The organism is Candidatus Accumulibacter contiguus, assembly GCF_036625285.1.
Lineage (GTDB): Bacteria > Pseudomonadota > Gammaproteobacteria > Burkholderiales > Rhodocyclaceae > Accumulibacter > Accumulibacter contiguus.
The window spans coordinates 2,574,645-2,596,421 of sequence record NZ_JAZKUC010000001.1; the positions used below are offsets into that span (position 1 = coordinate 2,574,645).

General features: G+C 59.2%; 19 protein-coding genes and 1 pseudogene. 18 read left to right on the plus strand and 2 right to left on the minus strand.

Features of this window, described 5'->3' with window-relative positions; translation table 11 throughout:
- Positions 1-72 precede the first annotated feature (72 nt).
- The 9 genes and pseudogenes from V5B59_RS12580 to V5B59_RS26225 all read left to right on the plus strand — a co-directional run.
- Positions 73-900 carry an ABC transporter permease gene (locus V5B59_RS12580; protein ID WP_034908783.1) on the plus strand — a complete coding sequence of 276 codons (828 nt, stop codon included), beginning with the start codon at positions 73-75 and terminating at the stop codon, positions 898-900.
- Positions 890-2,125 (plus strand): ABC transporter ATP-binding protein, encoded by a 1,236-nt coding sequence (locus V5B59_RS12585; RefSeq protein ID WP_308240043.1) that lies wholly within the window; start codon positions 890-892, stop codon positions 2,123-2,125. The genes V5B59_RS12580 and V5B59_RS12585 overlap by 11 nt, the downstream gene beginning before the upstream one ends.
- Before the next feature lie 18 nt (positions 2,126-2,143).
- Positions 2,144-3,760, plus strand: coding sequence for a phosphoenolpyruvate mutase (aepX, locus tag V5B59_RS12590; RefSeq protein ID WP_169069282.1), 1,617 nt, complete (start codon positions 2,144-2,146; stop codon positions 3,758-3,760).
- Positions 3,761-4,909 (plus strand): phosphonopyruvate decarboxylase, encoded by a 1,149-nt coding sequence (aepY, locus tag V5B59_RS12595; protein ID WP_034908746.1) that lies wholly within the window; start codon positions 3,761-3,763, stop codon positions 4,907-4,909. It abuts the gene before it with no gap.
- Positions 4,906-5,997: a 2-aminoethylphosphonate aminotransferase gene (locus V5B59_RS12600; protein ID WP_034908748.1), complete on the plus strand. Its 1,092-nt coding sequence runs from the start codon at positions 4,906-4,908 to the stop codon at positions 5,995-5,997. Before aepY ends, V5B59_RS12600 begins: the two co-directional genes overlap by 4 nt.
- A complete protein-coding gene (locus tag V5B59_RS12605) occupies positions 5,994-6,743 on the plus strand; it encodes an NTP transferase domain-containing protein (protein ID WP_034908750.1) in 750 nt (249 codons plus the stop codon). Before V5B59_RS12600 ends, V5B59_RS12605 begins: the two co-directional genes overlap by 4 nt.
- A gap of 311 nt (positions 6,744-7,054) precedes the next feature.
- Positions 7,055-8,188 (plus strand): CDP-glycerol glycerophosphotransferase family protein, encoded by a 1,134-nt coding sequence (locus tag V5B59_RS12610; RefSeq protein WP_169069283.1) that lies wholly within the window; start codon positions 7,055-7,057, stop codon positions 8,186-8,188.
- A complete protein-coding gene (locus V5B59_RS12615) occupies positions 8,185-9,969 on the plus strand; it encodes a class I SAM-dependent methyltransferase (RefSeq protein WP_324595221.1) in 1,785 nt (594 codons plus the stop codon). The genes V5B59_RS12610 and V5B59_RS12615 overlap by 4 nt, the downstream gene beginning before the upstream one ends.
- A 26-nt stretch (positions 9,970-9,995) precedes the next feature.
- Positions 9,996-10,535 (plus strand): annotated as a pseudogene (locus V5B59_RS26225) (class I SAM-dependent methyltransferase); the annotation flags it as partial.
- A 196-nt stretch (positions 10,536-10,731) separates the two neighbouring features.
- Here V5B59_RS26225 and V5B59_RS12625 read toward each other — a convergent pair.
- Positions 10,732-11,946, minus strand: a complete 1,215-nt coding sequence (locus V5B59_RS12625; protein WP_332351424.1) for an ISAzo13 family transposase — start codon at positions 11,944-11,946, stop codon at positions 10,732-10,734.
- A gap of 164 nt (positions 11,947-12,110) precedes the next feature.
- Between V5B59_RS12625 and V5B59_RS12630 the strand changes: the two genes are divergently transcribed.
- Positions 12,111-13,391 carry a glycosyltransferase WbsX family protein gene (locus V5B59_RS12630; RefSeq protein WP_169069287.1) on the plus strand — a complete coding sequence of 427 codons (1,281 nt, stop codon included), beginning with the start codon at positions 12,111-12,113 and terminating at the stop codon, positions 13,389-13,391.
- A 7-nt stretch (positions 13,392-13,398) separates the two neighbouring features.
- Positions 13,399-14,406 carry a glycosyltransferase gene (locus V5B59_RS12635; RefSeq protein ID WP_169069288.1) on the plus strand — a complete coding sequence of 336 codons (1,008 nt, stop codon included), beginning with the start codon at positions 13,399-13,401 and terminating at the stop codon, positions 14,404-14,406.
- Positions 14,407-14,533: 127 nt separating this feature from the next.
- Here V5B59_RS12635 and V5B59_RS12640 read toward each other — a convergent pair whose 3' ends face one another.
- Positions 14,534-14,890, minus strand: coding sequence for a hypothetical protein (locus tag V5B59_RS12640; protein WP_034908756.1), 357 nt, complete (start codon positions 14,888-14,890; stop codon positions 14,534-14,536).
- Between the two features lie 5 nt (positions 14,891-14,895).
- On the opposite strand from V5B59_RS12640, the gene V5B59_RS12645 reads away from it, so the two are divergent.
- From V5B59_RS12645 to V5B59_RS12675, 7 genes are all read left to right on the plus strand, one after another.
- Positions 14,896-15,486 carry a hypothetical protein gene (locus V5B59_RS12645; RefSeq protein ID WP_324595219.1) on the plus strand — a complete coding sequence of 197 codons (591 nt, stop codon included), beginning with the start codon at positions 14,896-14,898 and terminating at the stop codon, positions 15,484-15,486.
- Complete coding sequence (locus V5B59_RS12650) at positions 15,474-17,282, plus strand: thiamine pyrophosphate-binding protein (protein ID WP_169069289.1); 1,809 nt, start codon at positions 15,474-15,476, stop codon at positions 17,280-17,282. Before V5B59_RS12645 ends, V5B59_RS12650 begins: the two co-directional genes overlap by 13 nt.
- A gap of 59 nt (positions 17,283-17,341) precedes the next feature.
- On the plus strand, positions 17,342-17,605 hold the full coding sequence (locus tag V5B59_RS12655) for a type II toxin-antitoxin system Phd/YefM family antitoxin (RefSeq protein WP_248594649.1): 264 nt from the start codon (positions 17,342-17,344) through the stop codon (positions 17,603-17,605).
- Positions 17,602-17,883, plus strand: coding sequence for a type II toxin-antitoxin system VapC family toxin (locus V5B59_RS12660; RefSeq protein ID WP_169069290.1), 282 nt, complete (start codon positions 17,602-17,604; stop codon positions 17,881-17,883). The genes V5B59_RS12655 and V5B59_RS12660 overlap by 4 nt, the downstream gene beginning before the upstream one ends.
- Positions 17,884-18,092: 209 nt before the next feature.
- Complete coding sequence (locus tag V5B59_RS12665; protein ID WP_248594650.1) at positions 18,093-19,220, plus strand: N-acetylneuraminate synthase family protein; 1,128 nt, start codon at positions 18,093-18,095, stop codon at positions 19,218-19,220.
- A 35-nt stretch (positions 19,221-19,255) separates the two neighbouring features.
- A complete protein-coding gene (locus tag V5B59_RS12670; protein WP_169069291.1) occupies positions 19,256-20,206 on the plus strand; it encodes a glycosyltransferase family 2 protein in 951 nt (316 codons plus the stop codon).
- A gap of 28 nt (positions 20,207-20,234) precedes the next feature.
- Positions 20,235-21,752 carry a hypothetical protein gene (locus V5B59_RS12675; RefSeq protein WP_288130316.1) on the plus strand — a complete coding sequence of 506 codons (1,518 nt, stop codon included), beginning with the start codon at positions 20,235-20,237 and terminating at the stop codon, positions 21,750-21,752.
- Positions 21,753-21,777: the final 25 nt, after the last annotated feature.

The following is a 21,777-nucleotide window of genomic DNA, read 5'->3' on the forward strand; positions in this document are numbered from 1 at the left end:
CCCCAGGCTGAACGCCTCAGCGCATCTTCCCACGAGGGCGAGCAAGCCGTAGCCGAACCGCTGACCGCCCACATGTCCAACACTTCTGCCCCATCAAATCCCCAGTTCGCAATCATCCGGCTCATCAGATACCATTACCTGATCGGTCAATTGGTCAAGCGCGAGGTCCTAGTCAAGTACCGTGGTTCGCTGCTCGGGGTTGGTTGGTCCTTCCTTTACCCGTTGTTACTGCTACTCGCCTTCACGATGGTCTTTGGCGGTGTCTTCGGCGGCCGCTGGAGTGAGGCAGAATCAAGCCGCGACGGCATGGAGATGGCTTTGTTCATTTACTGCGGACTGGCGGTGTTCACGCCCTTCTCTGAGGTCATCACCAGCAGCCCACGCCTGCTCATCGCCAACCAGAATTTCATCAAGAAAATCGTTTTTCCAGTCGAGATCTTGCCACTGGTCGCCGTACTGGCTGCGATGATCCACTGTGCCGTTCACCTGTTGCTGCTTGCCGGTACTGCGTTGCTCGCCGGCCACAGCAGCGCATCAATGCTGATGGCGCCCCTCGTTCTTCTGCCAGTCTGGCTATTCACGCTTGGCGCAGCCTGGTTCATCGCTGCAGCCGGTGCTTACGTCCGGGATCTGGCGCACGGCATGCCGGTACTAGCGCAGTTCCTGATGTTTATGCTGCCGGTTTTCTATCCGGCAACCGCGGCGCCAGGCGTCCTGCTCACGCTGAATAGAGTTAATCCTCTGGCGCTTGCGATTGAGGATCTGAGGAGAACGCTGCTGCAAGGAGAATCGCCAGTTTGGACGCATTGGTGCGCATCGCTGCTGGCCGGCGTAGTCGCTGCCGTCGCTGGCTACGCTTTCTTCATGCGTTGCCGAGAGGAGTTCGCTGATGTCGTCTGAACCGGTGATCTCGGTACGCGGCCTCAGCAAGACTTACCGGGTCTACGATCACCCGCTGCACGGACTGCTGTCACGTCTGAGCGGCGACCGCATCGGTCGACGCAAGGAATACCGCGCCCTTGAGGATCTCAGCTTCGACGTCGGTCACGGCGAGACTGTTGGCATCATAGGTCGCAATGGGTCGGGCAAGAGTACCCTGCTGCAACTGATCTGCGGCATCCGCAAGGCGACCGTCGGAAGCGTTCGCACCCACGGGCGTGTGTCGGCGCTGCTCGAACTCGGATCTGGCTTCCATCCGGAGTTCACCGGGCGCGAGAATGTCTTCCTGCAAGGAGCAATCGCCGGCTTCTCACGCCCCGAAATGGAGTCACGGTTCGACCATATCGTTGCCTTTGCGGACATCGGCGAGTTCATCGACCAACCGGTGAGATTGTATTCTAGCGGCATGTTCGTCCGCCTCGCCTTCGCCGTCTCGGTCGAGGTTGCGCCGGATATCCTGGTTATCGACGAGGCACTATCGGTGGGCGACATCGACTTCCAGGCCAAGTGCCTCACACGTATGCGCGAACTGATGGCCAACGGGGTAACGACCCTGTTCGTCAGTCACAGCATGCAGGCCGTCAATGCCTACTGCACCCGTGCGCTACTGCTCGAGGACGGTCGGCTACGCTTCGACGGCAGCCCGGAACAGGCGGTTGACCTACACCGAGGTCAATTCGCAATGGCGACCCGTATCGACCTGCGCAAGCCGCAGAGCGGCCGGCGTGGCTTGCGCCATTGCATCGAATTGCTCGAACTTGCTGTCAAGAACATGAGCGGCGAACCCTGCTCGAACTTTGCGATGGGCGAACAAATGCACATTCGTCTGCACTTGCGCTGCTCCGAACCGGTACCGGAGGCACGCTTTGGCGTGCTGCTGACGAATTCAGCTGACTCGCTGATTCATGACTTCGCCTCCGGTTTCGCCGACATCGTCGGCCTCGACGAGGGAAGCCATGCCTTCGAAATCATCACCGGTCCGCTGATGGTCTATCCTGGCACCTATTACCTCGGCGCATGGGGGCAGCGGGCGCTAGGTATCCCTTCTGACGATTACGTGCGTGCAGCGCTGTCGATCACCATTGTCGACCGCGGCCAAGTGGGCGGTCGCGAAGCGAAATTCGATATCATCAGCAAAGCGAATTCGGAAGTATACCTACCCTGCCGATGGCGCAAGCTCGCGTGACTCCTGGTAAACCTACTCATGAATAGAATCGACAAGGCTGCAGCCTTCCGTTCAATGCTCGAATCGCCGCGATTGGAATTCATCTGCGAGGCACACAACGGCCTCAGCGCGAAGATCGTCGAAGAGGCAGGGTTCAAGGGCATCTGGGCGAGCGGCCTGGCGATCTCGGCGCAGCTCGGCGTGCGCGACAACAACGAAGCGAGCTGGACGCAGGTGCTCGACGTCATCGAGTTCATGGCCGACGCCTCGTCGCTGCCGATCATGCTTGATGGTGATACCGGCTATGGTAACTTCAACAATGTCCAGCGCTTGGTCCGTAAGCTGGAGCAACGCGACATTGCCGCCGTCTGCCTTGAGGACAAAATCTTTCCGAAGGCCAACAGCTTCATTGACGGCAACCGCCAGCCGCTTGCCGACATCGACGAATTCTGCGGTAAGATCAAGGCTGGCAAGGATGCCCAGTTCAACGACAATTTCTCGATCGTCGCCCGTGTCGAGGCCTTCATTGCCGGATGGGGCCTCGGCGAGGCCCTGCGCCGCGCCGAGGCCTACCACGCAGCCGGTTCCGATGCGATCCTGATCCACAGCGCGCTGCGCACGCCCGACGAGATTCTCGCATTCAAGGATGCCTGGGGTGAACGGTGCCCGGTGGTCATCGTGCCAACGACCTACTACGCCACTCCGAGCGAAGTCTTCCGCGAACATGGCATCGCCCTCGTCATCTGGGCCAACCCAACCCTCCGTGCCAGCGTCCGGGCGATGCAGCAGACGGCGAGGGCGTTGTTCACCAGCGAAAGTCTGGTCGCCGTCGAAGACTCCATCGCGCCGGTGCGCGAGATTTTCCGGCTGCAAGGTGCCGCTGCCCTGCAGGAAGCCGAGGACCGTTACCTGCCGAAAGCCCGGCATGCGCCCGGGGCCGTCGTACTCGCCGCCGCGCGCGGCGCGGAACTCGGCGAACTGACCGCAAAGCTGCCGAAGACGATGCTGCGGATCGGCAACCAGCCGCTGCTCGGCCACATCGTCGCCACATTCAATGCACTCGGCATCAATCGCATCCATGTCGTGCGCGGCTACTGCAAGAAAGCGATCAATCTGCCCGGGTTGCACTACGTCGACAACGACCGCTACGCTGACAGTGGCGAGATCTATTCGCTGGCCCTCGCCCTTGCCTGCGTCGATGCCGATACACCGTTGATCGTTTGCTACGGCGACGTGCTGTTCAAGAAGTATATTGTCGAACTGCTACGCGATGTCGACGTACCGGTCGCCGTCGCTGTCGACACCAACTGGCAGGAAAGTGTCAATCGGCACCGAAAGGCTGATTACGCGCGTTGCTCGTTGCCATACTCACGCTCTGCCTACAACCGCGAAGTTCATCTGCTCGAGATTGATCCGCAACTCACAGCAGACGAGATTCACGGCGAGTGGATGGGTTTCATGAAAATCTCCGTGTCCAGCCTCCCCGAAGTCCGCGCAATTACCGAGCAAATCTTGCAACGCGATCGTCATGCCAAACTCCCGGCACTTCTGCACGAGTTGATCCTGCGTGGTCAACCGGTGCGAGCGCTCTACACGACCGGAAACTGGCTCGACATCGACAGCGTCGAGGATCTGGTCTATGCCGGAGGCTTCTAGATGATAAACGCTGCAGATTTCGTCGACGCTGCACAGCGGCGCGGCTACGGTCTTTGGGCAGGTGTCCCGTGCTCCTACCTGCAACCCTTCATCAACCATGTGATCGGTCGCGACGATGTGCGCTACGTTTCAGCGGCCAACGAGGGCGACGCCGTGGCCATCACCGCTGGAGCTGAACTGGGCGGCGTCCGGGCGATCGCCATGTTTCAGAATTCCGGCCTCGGCAATGCGCTCAGCCCGCTGACCTCGCTCAACCACGTCTTCGCCATCCCCAGCCTTCTTATCATCACGCTGCGCGGCGAGCCCGGTGGCCCCCCGGACGAACCACAGCATGCGCTTATGGGCCCAATCACCACATGCATGCTCGAGACCATGGAAATTCCCTGGGAATATTTCCCGAGCAAGGCCGGTACGATCGGAGTCTGCCTCGACCGGGTCGACGACTACTCCCGGCGGAGTTCACGACCCTACGCACTAGTCATGCGCAAGAATTCGGTCGAGGCCTGGCCGTCACCACCACTGGCACCACTCAAAGCCGTGCGGGTTTCTGGGCGAAGCGGTGGACCGCCGGCCCCGGCGCTCTTCTGCCGGCACGAATTTCTGCGTGCCATCCAGCAAAGTACCGGCCCCGACGATCTGATCATCGCCACCACCGGCTACACTGGCCGAGAACTCTACGCACTCTCTGACCGCTGCAATCAGTTTTACATGGTCGGTTCAATGGGCTGCGCTTCGAGCTTTGGTCTCGGATTGGCGATCGCACAGCCGCAGCGTCGGGTGATTGTCCTCGACGGAGATGGAGCCGCCCTGATGCGCCTCGGCGCGCTCGCCGCCGTCGGCCGCGAGGCACCGGCCCGACTGACGCACGTCGTCTTCGACAACGGCATCCACGAGTCCACAGGCGGTCAGGCGACCGCCGCGCCCGGTATCGACTTCGCTGCAATCGCTACTGCTTGCGGCTACCGCCACGCCGGGGTGGCGACGACTCCGGCCGAACTGCTGGCGCAACTCGGCACGGCAGACGGCCCGCGATTCGTTCAAGTACCGGTGCTTCCCGGCGCGCTGCCCGACCTGCCGCGCCCGCGCGTCGCGCCGGCGGAAGTCGCAGCACGCCTGCGCGCCACGCTCGCCGTAGGCGGCCGGCCATGATCCTGCTCAATCCTGGACCGGTTACACTGTCGCAACGCGTGCGCAACGCACTACTTCACGAGGACCTCTGCCATCGTGAAAGCGAGTTTGCCGAACTCAGCCTCGACCTCCGCGCCCGCATCGAACGGGTCTACCCGGAAGCGGCAGCGGACTTTACGGCGGTGCTGCTGACCGGATCGGGCACGGCTGCAGTCGAGGCGATGCTGAACAGCATCGTGCCACCGACAGCGAGATGCCTGGTGGTCGCCAACGGCGTTTATGGCGAACGAATGGCAACGATGCTGGCACGACATCGTCGCCCGCATGCGCTGATCGATTCGCCGTGGCTGTCCCCGATCCCGCTGCAACGGATCGACGAGGCTCTGGTCGCCGATCCTGGTATCGCCTTTGTCGCCTGCGTGCAGCACGAGACGACGACCGGCCGCCTCAACGACATCGACAGCCTGGGCGCGATCTGCCGCCGGCACGGCGTCAACCTGCTGCTCGACGCAGTCAGCAGCTTCGCCGCCGAGGAGCTGCGCTTCGCAGAGTGGAACCTGGTCGCTGTTGCTGCGGCGGCGAACAAGTGCCTGCACGGAATCCCCGGCACGGCCTTCGTCCTCGCCCGCCGCGACCTGCTCACCGGCTGCGCTGACCACGCCGATTCGCTCTATCTAGACCTGTACCCGCTGTTCCGCGAACAGCAGGCCGGCTGGTCGCCCTTCACTCAATCGGTACAAGGATTCTTCGCCCTGCAGGAAGCCTTGCGCGAGTTCGCCGATGCCGGCGGCCAGCCGGCGCGGCGGCATCGCTACCTGGCCATCTCGTCACGCCTACGCCGCGAACTGCCGACGCTGGGAGCCGAACTGTTGCTCGCCGAGGCCGACTATGCCTCGATGCTCACATCCTTCAGGCTACCCTTCGGCAACCGCTACGCGACAGTGCACGACGGGCTCAAACGCGCCGGTTTCACCATCTACGCCGGCCAAGGCCCGCTGGCCGCCGATGTCTTCCGCATCGCCGGCATGGGCGCCATCACAGATGCCGACGTAGACCGCCTGCTGGCTGCCTGTTGCGAACTGCTCGCCGGCCCCGAAGCGGCGCCATGATCGATACGGCGGTCATTCTCGCGGCCGGCCGCGGCACTCGGCTGGAGGCGCTCGGGACGCAGATCCCGAAGGGTTTCATCCGTCTCGGCGAGCGACCCATCGTCGAGGAATCGATTATCCGCCTGCGGCGCGCCGGCATCAGCCGCATCATCATCGTCACCGGTCACCTCGACGAGCACTACCGGGACCTAGCAGCACGCTTGGGTAGCGGCATCGAACGAGTGCACAATCCGCTGTTTTCTGAATCCGGCAGCATGCACTCGCTGTACGCCGCACGTGACCTGCTAACCGACAGCGATTTCCTGCTGCTCGAATCGGACCTGACCTTCGAGCAACGCGCGCTGTCGGCCGTGCTCGAGCATGCTGGCACCGACGTGCTGCTATGTTCCGGAACCAGCGCATCCGGTGACGAGGTATATGTCGAGGCTGACGGCAACCGCCTGGTTAATGTATCCAAGCGTCGCGCCGATCTCGGAGGGGCGGTGATCGGCGAACTGGTCGGCATCACGCGCGTGTCGGCACCGCTCTACCGGGGCATGCTGGCCAGCGCCGAAGCACATTTCCGTAATTCGCTGCGCCTCGAGTACGAGCACGCGCTGGTCGCCGCAGGTTGCGACCGCGCAGTCGACTGCCTGCTCGTAGACAATCTGCTGTGGGCCGAGATCGACGACGCCCACCAACTCGAACGTGCGGCACAGTACATCTATCCGCACATCGTTTCGCGCGAGCACGGCCTTGCGGACTAGGCCCATGGACCACTGGAAATCCGTTTGGGGCCGCCATACAACCAACACTGCAAGCTCACCACCGCAGGCGCTAATCGACCTCGATGCTGCTTTGATAAAGGCGCCGGGTGCATCGCCGAACGTGCTTGCTAGCACCGCGATAGCTTCCGCGGAACTGCGCGCGAGCATGGCTTCAGTGTCGAGATCTTCGACCAGTGCATCGATAACTACGCGTAGAACGCCTTCCACTTCAACTGCCTGCTGTGCAGGGAACCGAGCCGATGAATCGCAACCGCTACAGGAATTTCTGGAACCGTCGCCTTGAACGGACAATGGATATCGAGACTCTGCTGATCGATGACCCCGCAGGTCTAGTCAACGTACGGCCGCGGCATTTCATGAAGCGCGAAATCACCTTCTTCCACACCGACAAGGTTGAGTGGCAGACGATGCGGCCGGTCGCCGTCGAAGCCGAACGGCGTGGCTACCGCGTCGAATTCAGCGACCGCATCGATGCACCCTCAGAGATCGGCGTCTACTGCTCGCATAGCCCTTCGCCGAGGAACAGTCGCTTCTCGGCAATCATGCTGCACGACCTCGCGCAGCGGCACGATATCTGGCCGGACTATTGGCTGACCGAGCCATGGAACGAATTCGATCTCGGCTTCCTGCCGGGACCGAGTTGGGGTGAACGCTGGTACCGGTCGTCGCTGCAGCCGCAGAGTCGGCCGAGGCGCGGCGTCTTCCAACTCGGCTGGCCAAAAGCCGATTCGCTATTCAACTGTCGCGAAAACTTCCAGCGCGAGGCCGACGAACTGCGTCACCAGCTTGGGCTACGCCACGATTTCAGCATTCTCTACGCGCCGTCATGGGAAAACCACGGCAAACAGGACGATTTCGTCCGTGCGCTCAGCGATCTACCGTTCAACCTGCTGCTCAAGCAAGCCCCGTGGTCGGATCGATATCCCGAAGTACTGGCCAGCATCGCGGAAATGAATATGTTGCACCGCAACGCCAGTCCCAATGTCCACATCATCGACCCCGAAGTCGGCATCCTCCACTGCCTGGCACTCGCCGACCTGATGGTTTCAGACGAATCGAGCGTGTTGATCGAGGCACTATTGCTCGACGTCCCCGGCATCGCCGTGATGGACTGGCTGATTCCCGATACCTCACCAGCGCGAAGAGCCTGCGTGCCTTTCGACTTCGTCACCCGGATCGAGCGAGGCGCGCTGCGGGCGATGGTAACCAACATGATCGAGTGCCTACCCGAAACACGCTCAGAACTCGCCGCGGTACGCGAGCGCCACTTTTCATGCCTCGGCCAAAGCGCGGCGCGGATCATGGACGTCCTCGACGCCTGCGTCGAAGACCGACCGATCCCGCACGCGCCCCTTTCGGCAGCGCCCACTTCGCTGCCGTCGCGCATCTGGTCAAAGCTGTGCGCACTCGGCCACTGCCGATGAACGATCGCACTTACATCTTCGATTCCGAACTGCGAATCTGGAGAACACCGACGCACGACAGCATTGCTTATTCCGACGGTGACGAGGTCGAGCGCCGCCTACTGTCCATCCTGAAGCAGACTCGCGACCTGAGTTCGACCTCGGATGAGTTGCGAAAGCAGATTGTCGATTGGCCCACCGAATATCACTTCAGTCCTACTCGCGCCAACCTGCTGCGACCCTTTCGTATTGACAAATCGCAACGCATATTGGAATTGGGATGCGGGTGCGGCAACCTAACGCGCTATCTGGGAGAATCCGGGGCACATGTCACCGCGGTTGAGGGCAGCGTCGTACGTGCGAGCATCGCCGCGGAGCGGTGTCGTGACCTCGCCAATGTCATGATCGTGGCTGATAGCATCGAATTATTTACGTCAGCAGGTGGATTCGATATGGTCACGCTGATTGGCGTTCTGGAATATGCACCACTTTTTTTCGCGGGCGATAACCCAGCGTTGCAATGCCTTGCTGCCGCTCGTCATTTGTTAGCTCCAGGTGGAACAATGCTGCTCGCCATTGAAAATCAGCTTGGTCTGAAGTACTTCAACGGTTGCACAGAGGATCACACGCGCAAACTTTTCTTCGGAGTCCAGGACCAGTACAGTCCCTCTACGCCTGTAACCTTCGGGCGCACTGAACTGAAGCGTCTTGTTGAAACTGTGGGTTTTAGCCATACCCATTTCCTGTTTCCTTTCCCGGACTATAAGCTTCCCGAAATCCTGATCTCGGAAGAGGCACAGACTGCTGCTGGCCTTAGTTTGTACAACTTGCTCACCCAAAGCCATGGTCGAGATTATTCCGGGCATCGCCTGAAAACATTCGATGAGCATCTCGTCTGGCGAGCCATTGAGCGTAACGGCCTCATTGGCGACCTGGCAAATTCTTTTCTGATCGTCGCCAGCACCGACGAAACCAATGTCCTTTCTGTGTTCCATGATCCATGGCTGGCAAAAATTTATGCCGCATCGAGAAAGCCTGCGTGGGCTTCAGAAACAACCATACGCCGCAACTCATCAGGTCTGAGGGTCGGGAAATCAGGTCTTGGGATAGCCAACAGCAAGGAGATAGCTGTTGGATCATTTACTCTCTCGCACCAGCTCTCATCCGACGAGCCCTACCTACCGGGCGATCTGCTGCTGCACAAATTCCAGCGCCTGGCTCCGGATGGCGATCTTGAGAAATTTGCCAAGCTGGCTCGTCAATGGCTTGATTTTCTTCTGCAGGGTAACGCCCCTGGTGGCGTTTCCTTGAGTGATCGTCTAGTCCCGGGCCATTACCTGGACTGCATCCCTGCAAATCTGATTGTTACGGATACAGGGGTCTTGACCATGATTGATCTTGAATGGCATGTGCGCGAACCGATTCCATTGGCTTGGGTTATCCTGCGTGGCCTTGTCAACACACTTTATCAATGCACGTTTCCAGATAATTTCGGACACAGAAATTGCCAAGGAGTGATTGCCGAATTGCTCTCGCTGATGGATGTTGATGTCAAACCCGCCACGTACGAAGATGTTGCTGTACTGGAAACCGCTTTTCAAGAGGCTTGCCGTGATGACCATCTGTCCCGGGATGATTTTCGAGTTGCTCTGGCGAACGCTGTTCCGCAGCGGGCACCCGTGGAAAGAGCGTGCGAGGTTGAAATGCTTGTGGCGCGAATTGAAGCTTACGAGAATTCGCTATCCTGGCGCATTACCCGGCCGCTCCGATACCTTGCCCGCGTCTTGCTTGGGCGAAAATAGCTGATTGCCCCATGATTGATAGTCCAATGAACCGAATATTGATAAGGGCGCGTTCCCTGATATTCAAGCTCAAGACGCGCTTTCACAGTGGGTCGCTCCATCGTTACGAGTACCTGGTGGATCTGGCCGATGACTCCGCGCCCGCCAGTGTCGTGCGCTTTGTTGGACAAGACCGCAAGGTACTCGAAATCGGCGCCGGCCCCGGTTCCATCACGAGATTCCTGAGCGGAAAGAATCGGTGCCACGTGACGGCGGCCGAAGTCGACGACAGTGCCATCGAAAAACTCCGGCAGTTCTGCGATCGGGTGATCAAGTTGGATCTGAACGCGCCGAATTGGACGGACAGCTTGCAGGAAGAGGGCTTGTTCGAGGTGGTGGTTATCGCCGACGTGCTGGAGCATCTCTACGATCCATGGCAAGTACTTCAGGACGCCAAGCGCTTGCTGGCACCGGGCGGCCATCTGGTCGTCTCGCTTCCACATGCAGCGCACTGTGCGATCGTTGCCTGCCTGATCGAGGGCGATTTCGAGTATCGCGATTGGGGACTGCTGGACCGAACCCATATCCGTTTCTTTGGCATGCGCAACATACAGAACCTGTTCGATGGCGCCGGGCTCAGTATCGTGGATGCACACTTTGTCGTCAAAGCACCCGAGCAGACCGAACTCGTCGCGCATTGGAACAATCTGCCGGCGCCTCTGCGCGCGATGCTTGCACTAGGCCCGCACGCTAAGTATCTGTCCAGAAATAAGTTGTACAAGTTCAAACCGATGGCCGGATGGTGTAGTTCCATTCACCATGAAACTCGGAGCGTTCTATGTGAACTTTATCGAGTTCATCATCAGTCACGTGTATGCCTTTCGCGTAGGTGTTGGTATCCATCTCCGCCTCAATTTTTAGGCCTGCTTGTGTGGTGGTGGCAGCAATCAAATTGACGATGACCTCATGGCTGACCAGAGGCTTTCCTCGCCAATTCATACTGATGTAGCTGAACATCCGATGTTCGATCTTATTCCATTTGCTAGTTCCCGGTGGAAAATGGCAGATCGAGATGCATAGGCCGGTTTGGTCGGCCAGACGCTGTAAAGCGACCTTCCATAACCGTACTCTCGCCCCATTGCTGCCACCACCATCCGCAGTCACCAACAGTTCGGTAGCCCCGGGATAACGAATTCGTCCCATCTTTTCCCACCACCGTCGTAACGTTTCCACCGCAAACTCGGCGGTGTCATGATCGACCCCAACGCTAACCCAACCGGTGTTTGCCGTTGGATCATAGACGCCATAGGGATTCACTTTGCCTAGGGTCTTGTCGATAAAGTCATGAACGCGAACCGGTTCGGGGTTTCCTTTGGGGCGCCACTCTCGGCCTCCATTTTTGAAGTCCCCGACGAGTTCCTTTTTCTTGGTATCGACTGAAACCACAGGCTGTCCCCGTCGTTGGAAATCCTCGACTCGACCGTGAATGTAACGGAATTGAGCATCCCGGTCCGGATGGACGGTGCCTTCCTTGGTCTTTTGATTTCCCTGAAGGCTATAGCCCAACTTATCCAGCAAAACCGCTACGGTCTGACGACCAATCCGGTGGCCTTGTTGTTCAAGGGCCGCCGCCAGTTGACGGGTACTCAGACAGGTCCACCGTAAAGGATTCTCAGGGTCTCCCCGGGTGGTCGGTTCCACCAATCTTTCCAGCGCCGAGAGCAATGTCGGCTCGTGCTCGATCAGCTTCTTGCGTCCACCCCCTGCTTTTCGGACGTGTCTACGAGAACCCGCCGGGTCGTCCTGGGCATGACCGCATTTTTCCGAATACAGCGTCATTCGCGATAGCCCCGTGGCTTTAGCGACGATGCTTTGTCCGCCGTAACCGAGCGCCTCGGCTTCCGCCAACGCCCACACACGACGCCCCCGCTCATCCAAAACCGTGGACACGCGCTCGAACTTCTTACGGATCGTTTCAACTAGCTCGTCATTACTCATGACGAGATCGTCGCCTACTCGTATAAGTTGTACAAGTTATTTCTGGACAGATACTAAGGTCTATCAAGTGGTCGTAAAAGCGACGGCAGGCAGCCCCGCACTAAAGCTCACTGAACTTCCCGTCTCAACCGCCATGTAGGCGATAGTGATATTCGGAAACCAGTATGGATCCAGCAATCAGCGCAACACCCGACAGCAAACAATCAGCGGCAGCCCGCGGCATCAGGACGGTAGCGTTTTTTCTGCCGCAGTTCCACCCTATTCCAGAAAACGATGCGTGGTGGGGCAAGGGCTTTACCGAATGGACCAATGTCACCAAGGCAGCCGCGCTTTTTCCCGGCCACTACCAGCCCCATTACCCGGCCGATCTGGGTTACTACGACCTGCGCCTGACGGAGACCCGGCATGAGCAGATTGCAATGGCGCGGAGTTACGGAATCGACGCCTTCTGCTACCACTACTACTGGTTCTCAGGCAAGCGGTTGCTCAATCGACCGCTGGACGAGATGCTCGCTGATAGCGAAAGCAATATGCCCTTCTGTCTTTGCTGGGCCAACGAAAACTGGACCCGGCGCTGGGATGCAGCCGAGCATGAGATCCTCATTGCCCAAAACTATCTGCCTGACGATGATCTGAAATTCATTCGCGACCTGACACCCTACCTCAGCGATGCGCGCTATCTCAGGTTTGACGGTGTGCCCCTTCTGATCGTCTATCGTCCCCAGCAGCTTCCGGATCCTAGGAAGACTGCCTCGATCTGGCGCGACTACTGCAAAGCCAACGGTATCGGCGAAATATACTTATGTGCAGCGCTGACCCACGGTAATTTCGACTACTCGGCGTTCGGTTTCGACAGCGGCGTTGAATTTCCTCCGCACAACCTGACGGTCAGGGGACGAGATGACAGATTGGCGTTCTCGCAACCCTTCCTGGGACACGCCGTAATGTTCCATGATATTGCCGAAAGCTACCTGAAAAGGACTTACACGGCGGCCAACGTGTTCCGCTGCGTATTCCCGTCCTGGGACAATACCGCCCGGACCGGGAACCGCGCTCTGATTGTTCTGAACGGAACTCCGGCAAACTACGAGTACTGGCTGAGCGAGGCAATCCGGCGCACGGCGATGGATTTTCCGGGAAAAGAACGCCTGGTCTTCATCAATGCTTGGAACGAGTGGGCAGAAGGTTGCCACCTGGAGCCTGACCAGAAATTCGGGCGACAGTTTCTGGAAGCCACCCGATTTTCCGTGCTGGGAATCAGCCGCTGGACCGATTTTTCCGACAAGGAGATTCCGGAACAGGAGCAACCCGGCGGCTGGTCGCTCCTTGGTCATCTGACCGCGCTGGTCACCCACCATTATTTCCGTTACAAACGCCGCCTGATATTCAAGATTCACCAAATGCCCCGCATCAAGCGTATCGTGAAGTTCCTTCTGCTGCGGTAGCGCGCACATGTCCATCCCTGATGCCTCTGTCGAGCGGCGACTTTGCGCTGTGATCGTCACCTATGGCGAACGCTACAGTTTCCTCGCGCAGGTAATCGGCCAACTGGCCAGCGCGCCGGTCAGCCATATCGTCGTGGTCTTCAATGGCAACTACCATCCGGAACTGATTCCGACGTCCGTGTCCATCGTGCCGGTCGTCCTGCCGGAAAACCTCGGTAGCGCCTGGGGTTACCGCGCGGGTATTGAGACAGCACTCAAACTCGACTGCGATTATTTTCTCTTCCTAGACGACGACAACTTACCGGTATCGAACTGCATCGACAGTTTGTTCGCCGAGCATTTGCGTCTCGGAAGCGGTCCGCTTCTGGCGTTGCAAGCCTTTCGCCGGTCCCAGCCCTGGCAAAGAATCCTAGTAAGCCAAGGAGTGATGCCGATCGGTCGTCCGAATACTTTTGGTTGGTTTCATGCATTCAACGAACGACATCTGCTGAAGCGTCAACTGTTTGGCGCCAACTCGACAGGCAAGGATTCGGCGCCACCGGCCCATGGTATTTTCAGAATCGGCCTCGCCGCCTATGGCGGCTTATTCGCTACCCGGGAAACGCTTCTGCTTGGCGAGCTCCCTGATCCGCGGTACTTCTGTTATTATGACGACCTTGACTTCAGCAACCGCCTGACGCAAAGAGGTGTCACAATCTTCCTCTGTGCCGGCGCAGTCGTAGACGATCTGGAGGCCTCATGGCACGCGCAAGATTCTCGGGTGCATCCCGCGTTTTCGCCCCAGACGCCTGATCAAAAGGTTTATCTCGATCTGCGCAATGCCTTCATCTTCTATCGCTCAATGACGACAAGTCGTGTTGCGTTTTTCATTAATGGAATTGGCTTCTGGCTGGGCATTGCCTATCTGGCCCTGTTCAGGTCTGCGGATATCCGCACCACGGCCAGACGCCTTAAGCTGATTTTCCATGCCGCAAGGAAAGGTTTGCGTGGAGAATTCGCGCTATGCCCAGTGTAGCCAACTATCTCGCCAATAGCCAGCCGGGCTTGACACCCGGCATGCTTTTCTCGTTATCGGCGGTGGTTCCGTGCCATGTTCCTCAAACAACGCCTTGTGCCATCGCTGGCCTGATCCTGGCGTTCTTTCACACGAACAGGCCGCTGCCATGCTCGTGGAGGCAGACGCCCGCATCGCCGCGTTGCCGCCCATCCTCCACCGAATTCAACAAGTCGACTGTCAGGCTGAACATGGCGGTGACAGCCGACCTCAAACGCTTCCTCGCCACCTTCGACCGGAAAATGCGGGTTTGGACCGCGCCGTCGGCACACCGCGAGTAGATCTGGATCGATGCCGGCAACGCCTGGCGAGCTACCCGACGGTGCAGCCCCGGCAATGCCAATTCAAGGGCAATATCAATCCCTATCATTTCATTGAGGAATTGTTCGCGCACCTGAGTGGCAACGATATCTTCGACGAAAAAATCTCCATCTTCCAGAGGCAATTACGATGGAATATCGAATTCCAAACCCGACATTTCATGGTATGTTGCGAACATGCTGCTCTGTTCATCTTGCCCAGCGGCTTCAGCGCTTGTACCAATTCCCGGAGCCTGCTCTCTTTGTGGACCACATCAGCTTGGAAAATCCACCCTGGCGCGACAGCTTGCGACACGCCAGGATAGCCTGGTCAAGCAGTTTGCCGTTAGATCCCGACGATCCGGCGCGACGATCCGATCCCGCTTCCGTGCCGCTTCCGCTGACCGGTTTGGTCGTTCTGAACGAAATCCAGACACGACCGGATCTTTTCCCGTTGTTGCGGGTTCTCGCCGACCGCACTGAGACACCGGCACGCTTCCTGATTCTGGGCAACGCCACACCGGAACTGCTTTGGCGTGCCGCCGAGAGTCTGGCGGACCGCGTCACATTTCAGGAACTGGAGGGTTCTGGACTCGATGGACTGGTGGAAGACGCGCCTTGGCAACTGAGCGAGGAAATTACTGCGGTCCCGGTGGCCAGCCTCGATGCATGCGTGACAGACTCCAGGAGTACTGCGCCTTTGCTCATCCCCACGGCTCAGACCTGCCCATGCTTACCGTAGCCACTTACCTGGCTCAACGCCTGGCCGATCACGGCCACCGCCATGTCTTCCTCGTCACCGGTGGCGGGGCGATGTTCCTGAATGATGCACTCTGTCATCATCCCGACATCACGCCCGTATTTTTCCACCACGAACAGGCGGCAGCGATGGCCGCCGAAGCCTACGCCCGCATCGCCGGCAAGCCGGCCATCCTCAACGTCACTACCGGTCCCGGCGGAATCAACGCGATCAATGGCGTCTTCGGCGCCTGGACCGACTCGGTACCGATGCTGGTTTTCTCGGGCCAGGTCAAGCGCGCCACCTGTCTGGCGACGACGCCCGTTCGCGGCCTGCGCCAATTGGGCGACCAGGAAAGCGAAATCATCCCGATGGTGCGTGCTATCACCAAGTACGCGACGATTGTCGACTCGCCCGATGACCTCGCCTGGCATCTCGATCAGGCGCTGCACCTCGCGACTTCGGGCCGGCCCGGCCCGGTCTGGCTCGATATCCCGATCGACGTGCAGAGCGCAAAGGTGGAACCAGCCGGCATGCGTCGCTTCGTTCCTCCGCAAGAACCTGGGCACAGGGTTTCTGATGTCGAGCTGGACGCTTTGATCAAGCGGCTGGGTCAGGCCCGCCGCCCGGTCATTCTCGCCGGAACCGGCGTACGTGCGGCGCACGCGAACGAGGAGTTCGCAACGCTGATTCACCGCCTCGGCATCCCGGTGACGACGGCCTGGACCCACGATCTGATCGCCACCGACGACCCGCTGTTCTGCGGTCGCCCCGGCACCATCGGTACCCGCGCCGGCAATTTCACGGTGCAAAATGCGGACCTCTTGCTGGTCCTCGGCAGCCGCCTCAATATCCGCCAGGTGAGCTACGACTGGCCGGGTTTTGCAGCACGCGCTTTCAAGATCCAGGTCGACATCGACGCCGCCGAACTGGAAAAACCGCTGGTCCGGCCCGACCTCGCCATCTGCTGCGACCTCCGCGATTTCCTTGTGGCGCTGAACGCGCAGCTCGCCGAGAGGCCGCTGCCACGCAACCCCGAGCACGAGCACTGGCTCGCCTGGTGCCGACAACGCTTCTTTGCTTACCCGGCAGTGTTGCCAAAACACCGCGAGTTCAGGGGCCGGATCAATCCCTACCACTTCGTCGAGGCGCTTTTCGACTGCCTCGACGAAGACGACATCGTCGCCTGCGGCAACGCCAGCGCAACCATCCTCCCGTTCCAGGCCGGCGCGATCAAGCATGGTATGCGCATGTTCTCGAACTCGGGCAGCGCATCGATGGGCTACGACCTGCCGGCAGCGATCGGCGCCTACTTCGGCGCGGTCGCCAGCCGCGGCAGGCAAGGCCGCGTCGTCTGCCTCGCCGGTGACGGCAGCATCATGATGAACCTGCAGGAACTCCAGACGGTCGCCCAGCATCGCTTGCCGATCAAGATCTTCGTGCTCGACAACCACGGCTACCTGTCGATACGCAGTTCGCAAACGAACTTCTTCCGGCGCGTGGCCGGCGCAGATCCTGACTCGGGCGTTTCACTGCCCGACTTCGTCGCCATCGCCACCGCCTTTGCGATTCCGGCGTCACGCCTTGACTCGGCTGACTTCGCCAAGCGGCTTCCGGCACTCCTCGACGCACCCGGCCCGCATTTATGCCAGGTCGTGCTCGACGAGACGCAGCCGTTCGAACCCCGGATGAGTTCGCGCCAGCTTGACGATGGCAGCATCGTTTCGGCGCCGCTCGAGGACATGTACCCCTTTCTCGAACCCGCGGAATTGGCCCGTAACATGCTTTCCAATTCATGATCGCCAGCCTCCAGCCGTAACGGCTTGCCGGAATCTCAAAAATCGCCCAATATGACCCTATGATTGGTCATTGGCTGAAGAGCAACATGCGTACCGTAAGTCTCGCCGAAGCAAAAGCACATCTCAGCGAATTACTGAATACGGTGGAAGCCGGCGAAGAATTCGTCATCACCCGTCATGGTCGCGCCGTTGCCCGGGTATCGCCAGCCGAGAAAACGAAGCAGCCTCTTCCGATCAAAAAATTGGCTACGTTGCGCAAGACGACGCCCGCCTGGACCGAGCCGAGTGCGGGCATCGTGCGCCAATTGCGGGATGCCGAATGATCTATCTGGATACCAGCTTCCTCACTCCGCTGTTTCGCGAGGAGCCAGTCTCGGAGCGTATCGAGGGTTTTCTGGCTACCGTGCCCGCGGGTACGCTGGCCATCAGCCAATGGACGCGTGTCGAGTTCGCCAGTGTCATTGCTCGCGATGTACGCATGAAAACCCTGGACGCGGTAACCGCGCGTAAACTCATCGAGGCTTTTGATTCGCTCGATGATGGTCTGATTTTCGCTGCGAGAAAGCGCAAGATAAAAGCAAGGCGAGGGATTCCCGCATAGCCCGCAGCAAATCTCCCTTATAAAGAATGCCAGCAATACTCATGTAAAAGCATGGAAGCGCGCGTGGAGCGCCGTGTTCGGCCGCCCTTCGCTCGCGACTGCGGGCTGAATGTACTCCTCGCAGAAGCCCCGGCATCGCTTTGCATCGCGCCTTCTCCTTTCGTTCCATCTCTTGTGAGCGACAAACCGGCCCCGAACATGCTAGATTGATGCATCATCCCTTCACCCGCCAGACCATGAGCCATTCGCAGCAGTCGCAAGCTTCGGAGATCTTTGAAGACCTGTTCGTCCTCGAACTGGCAAACAACCACCAGGGCCGTCTTGAACGCGGATTGCGGATCGTCACCGATTTTTCGCGAATCGTCCGCTTCAACAATGTCAAGGCGGCGATCAAGCTCCAGTTCCGCGACGTCGAAGCCTTCATCCACAAGGAGTTCCGCGAGCGCACGGATATCCGCTACATCCGGCGAACGCTCGACAGCCGCCTCTCCAAGGCGGAATACGCCAAGCTCACGACAGCCATCCGGCAGGCCGGTTGCATCCCGATGGCGACGCCTTTCGACGAGGTTTCGGTGGACCTGTGCGTCAAACTGGGCGTCGAGATCATCAAGATCGCCAGTTCCGACATCAACGACTGGGTGCTGATCGAAAAGATCGCCAGCACCAAGCGTCCGGTGATCGCATCCACTGGCGGTTCGTCCCTGAAAGATGTCGACGATCTCGTCAAGTTCTTCAACCGGCGTGGAATTCCGCTGGCGATCAATCATTGCGTCTCGCTTTACCCGTCCGAGAACCACGAAATCGAGCTGAATCAGGTGGACTTCCTGCGCCGGCGTTATCCACACAATGTGATCGGCTTTTCTACACACGAACATCGGGATTGGCAGACTTCGATTGCCATTGCCTACGCCAAGGGCGCGCGTACCTTTGAACGGCATATCGACATCGCCACTGACGGCAGCCCGGTCGCGGCGTATTGCAGCCTGCCTCATCAGATCGACCAGTGGTTCAGGGCGCATCGGCGAGTCGTCGAAATGTGCGGCGCACCGGGTACCCAGAAGCGCATTCCACCCAGTCAGGAAATCGCCTATCTCAATGCCCTGGTCCGCGGGGTCTATGCCCGACGGGATCTCCGACAAGGACATGCGCTCGGCGACGAAGACGTCTACCTCGCGATTCCCTTGCAGAAAGGTCAGATCTCCTGCCGCGAACTGATGCGTGGCGAGCTGTTGCTGCGCGACGTCGCGGCGGACGGCGCGATCCTGATCGACATGATCGACAGCCCCTACGCCGACAATGAGCAGCTCAAGGCCCTCATCTATCAACGCGGACTCTGACCGGATCACGCGATGTTTCGACACGACCGGACCCAATGAAACTGATCAGCATCGTGACCGGCTGTTTCAACGAAGAGGACAACGTTGAAGAACTGTATACGCGCATCCGCGCACAACTCGAACGGCTCCCTGCTTACGACTACGAGCACATCTTCATCGATAACGCATCGACCGACGGCACCGTCCGCAAGATCAAGGCGATGGCGGCGCTGGACAGGCGCGTCAAACTGATCGTCAACACCCGCAATTTCGGCCACATTCGATCACCGATCCATGCCCTGCTGCAGGCAAGTGGCGATGCGGTGATCGCCATGGCCTCGGATCTGCAAGAGCCGCCGGAACTGATTCCCGAATTCATTGCCCAGTGGGAACAAGGCTACCGCGTCGTTGCCGGGGTAAAACCCAGCAGCCAGCACACCACGGCCATGTCCTTCATCCGACGCTTCTTCTATGCCACCATCGGACGCATCTCGGACACCCGGCTGATCCCGAATTTCACGGGCTTTGGTCTGTATGACCGGGCAGTGGTCGAAGTCATCCGCCAGATGGACGATCCGTATCCCTACTTTCGTGGCTTGATTGCCGACATCGGTTTCGAACATGCGGAAATCCCTTTCGTACAGCCCCGGCGCAGCCGCGGCATCAGCAAGAACAATTTCTATACGCTCTATGACATGGCCATCCTCGGCATCACCAGCCACTCGAAGGTGCCGATCCGTCTGGCGACCATGGCCGGATTCGCACTTTCGGCGCTCAGCCTGCTGGTGGCCATCGCCTACCTGGTCTACAAGCTGCTGAGTTGGGAGCAGTTTTCAGTCGGTATTGCGCCCGTACTGATCGGCTTCTTCTTCTTCGCCTCGGTGCAGCTTTTCTTCATCGGCATTCTCGGCGAATACATCGCCGCGATCCACACGCAGGTGTTGAAGCGGCCTTTGGTGGTTGAAAAGGAACGTGTCAATTTCGATGCCTCCCCACCCGCTCACTGAAGCACGATCGGCAGGCACGCGCGCCTCAGTGACCAGAGCGCTCCTCGCCAGCCTGCTATCACACGACAGGGTCAACTCGGTTCGTCCGCCTGATTCATTGACGATCGCGGCTCTGGCCTACCTTGCCTTGCCCAACTTCATTTTTTTTATCGGCTGGCTACGCTGGCCATTTGCCCTCATTTTTTCATTGCTGCTGGCGTACTCGTTCAGAACCGCGATTGACTGGCAACAGGTCGTCTGGCAATTGCCGTACCGCAAATCGGTATGTCTGACCATCGTTACTGCCGCTCTGGTCTGGTGTGCATTTGGCGGCGCGGGGCATTTTGTCGCCGCTTCCATCGACTGGCAGGCGCGCGACGTAGTTCTCGGGGACCTGGTTTATGGCGACTGGCCAATCTCCTATGCGATCAGGGACGGTGTCCACTACATCCTCCGCTCTGCGATCGGGTACTTCCTGCCGGCAGCGCTGTTTGCGAAAATGTTGGGGATCCAGGTGGTGGACCTCGCGCTGTATTTGTGGACCGCCCTGGGCGCAGCCCTTTTTCTGCTCAGCCTGCCGCTGCCGCAGCGACCTGGTTTGCGGCTGCTGCTCCTGTTGCTTGTGGCCGTGATGTTCAGCGGCATGGACTTGCTCGGTGCGCTCGCCTACTGGGGAGAATGGCCAGAGTTTCCCGTCCGGCTGGAATGGTGGACGAGATTCAGTTACCCATCCCTTTCAGGACAACTCTTCTGGGCACCGAATCATGCCCTGCCGATCTGGCTGGGAACCACCCTCTTCTATCGGCACTGGCGACACCCTGCATTCCCGCCGTTTGCTTTGCTTCTCTGCTCGCTGCTGGCACTGTGGACCCCTTTTGCGCTGCTTGGCCTGGCCCCTTTTTTCCTGCTCAGCGTACTGCAGTATGGCGTCTCCCAAAACCAAAAAATCCCCCTGACACCGCTGATCACCACGATCCTCGTCATGGCATTGATGGGCCGTCTCCTGACCTTGAACATCGACGAGATACCGGCCACCAGCAGTCTCCAGCAAGCGGGAACGGCAAAGGGATTTGTATTGAGCTACCTGGTGTTTGCCCTGCTGGAATTCGGCGCACTGTCGCTCGCCATGTCGCTGCGGCTGCGGCACTCCTGCGGCATCCTGTGGATCTCGGTAGCCACTCTAGGGCTACTGCCACTATTGGTTTTCGGCCCGAACAATGATCTGATGCTACGAGCTTCAGCGCCCTCGCTGGTGATGCTCTTGATCCTGACACTGACCATCTTTCAACCGGCGAACACCCCGCCTGCCCAAGGCACAAAACCATGGCTGATCGTCGCCATGCTGAGCATTGGTGCCTTTACGCCCATCCATGAATTCGGCCGCGCAGTGATGGTGCGGCGCTGGCTACCGAATTATGACCATACCCTGGTCGACCAGCAGCACGGAGTGCTTCCACCACACTACATCGGCCGCTTCGACCGGGTGGACCTGCAATGGATTCTCCGCGATCCGGCCATCATTCCAGGCCGCGCCCAGCGACAGGCAACGAAGGTCCGCGACGAGTAGTGAGTCGCTGACGCGACTTTCCCAT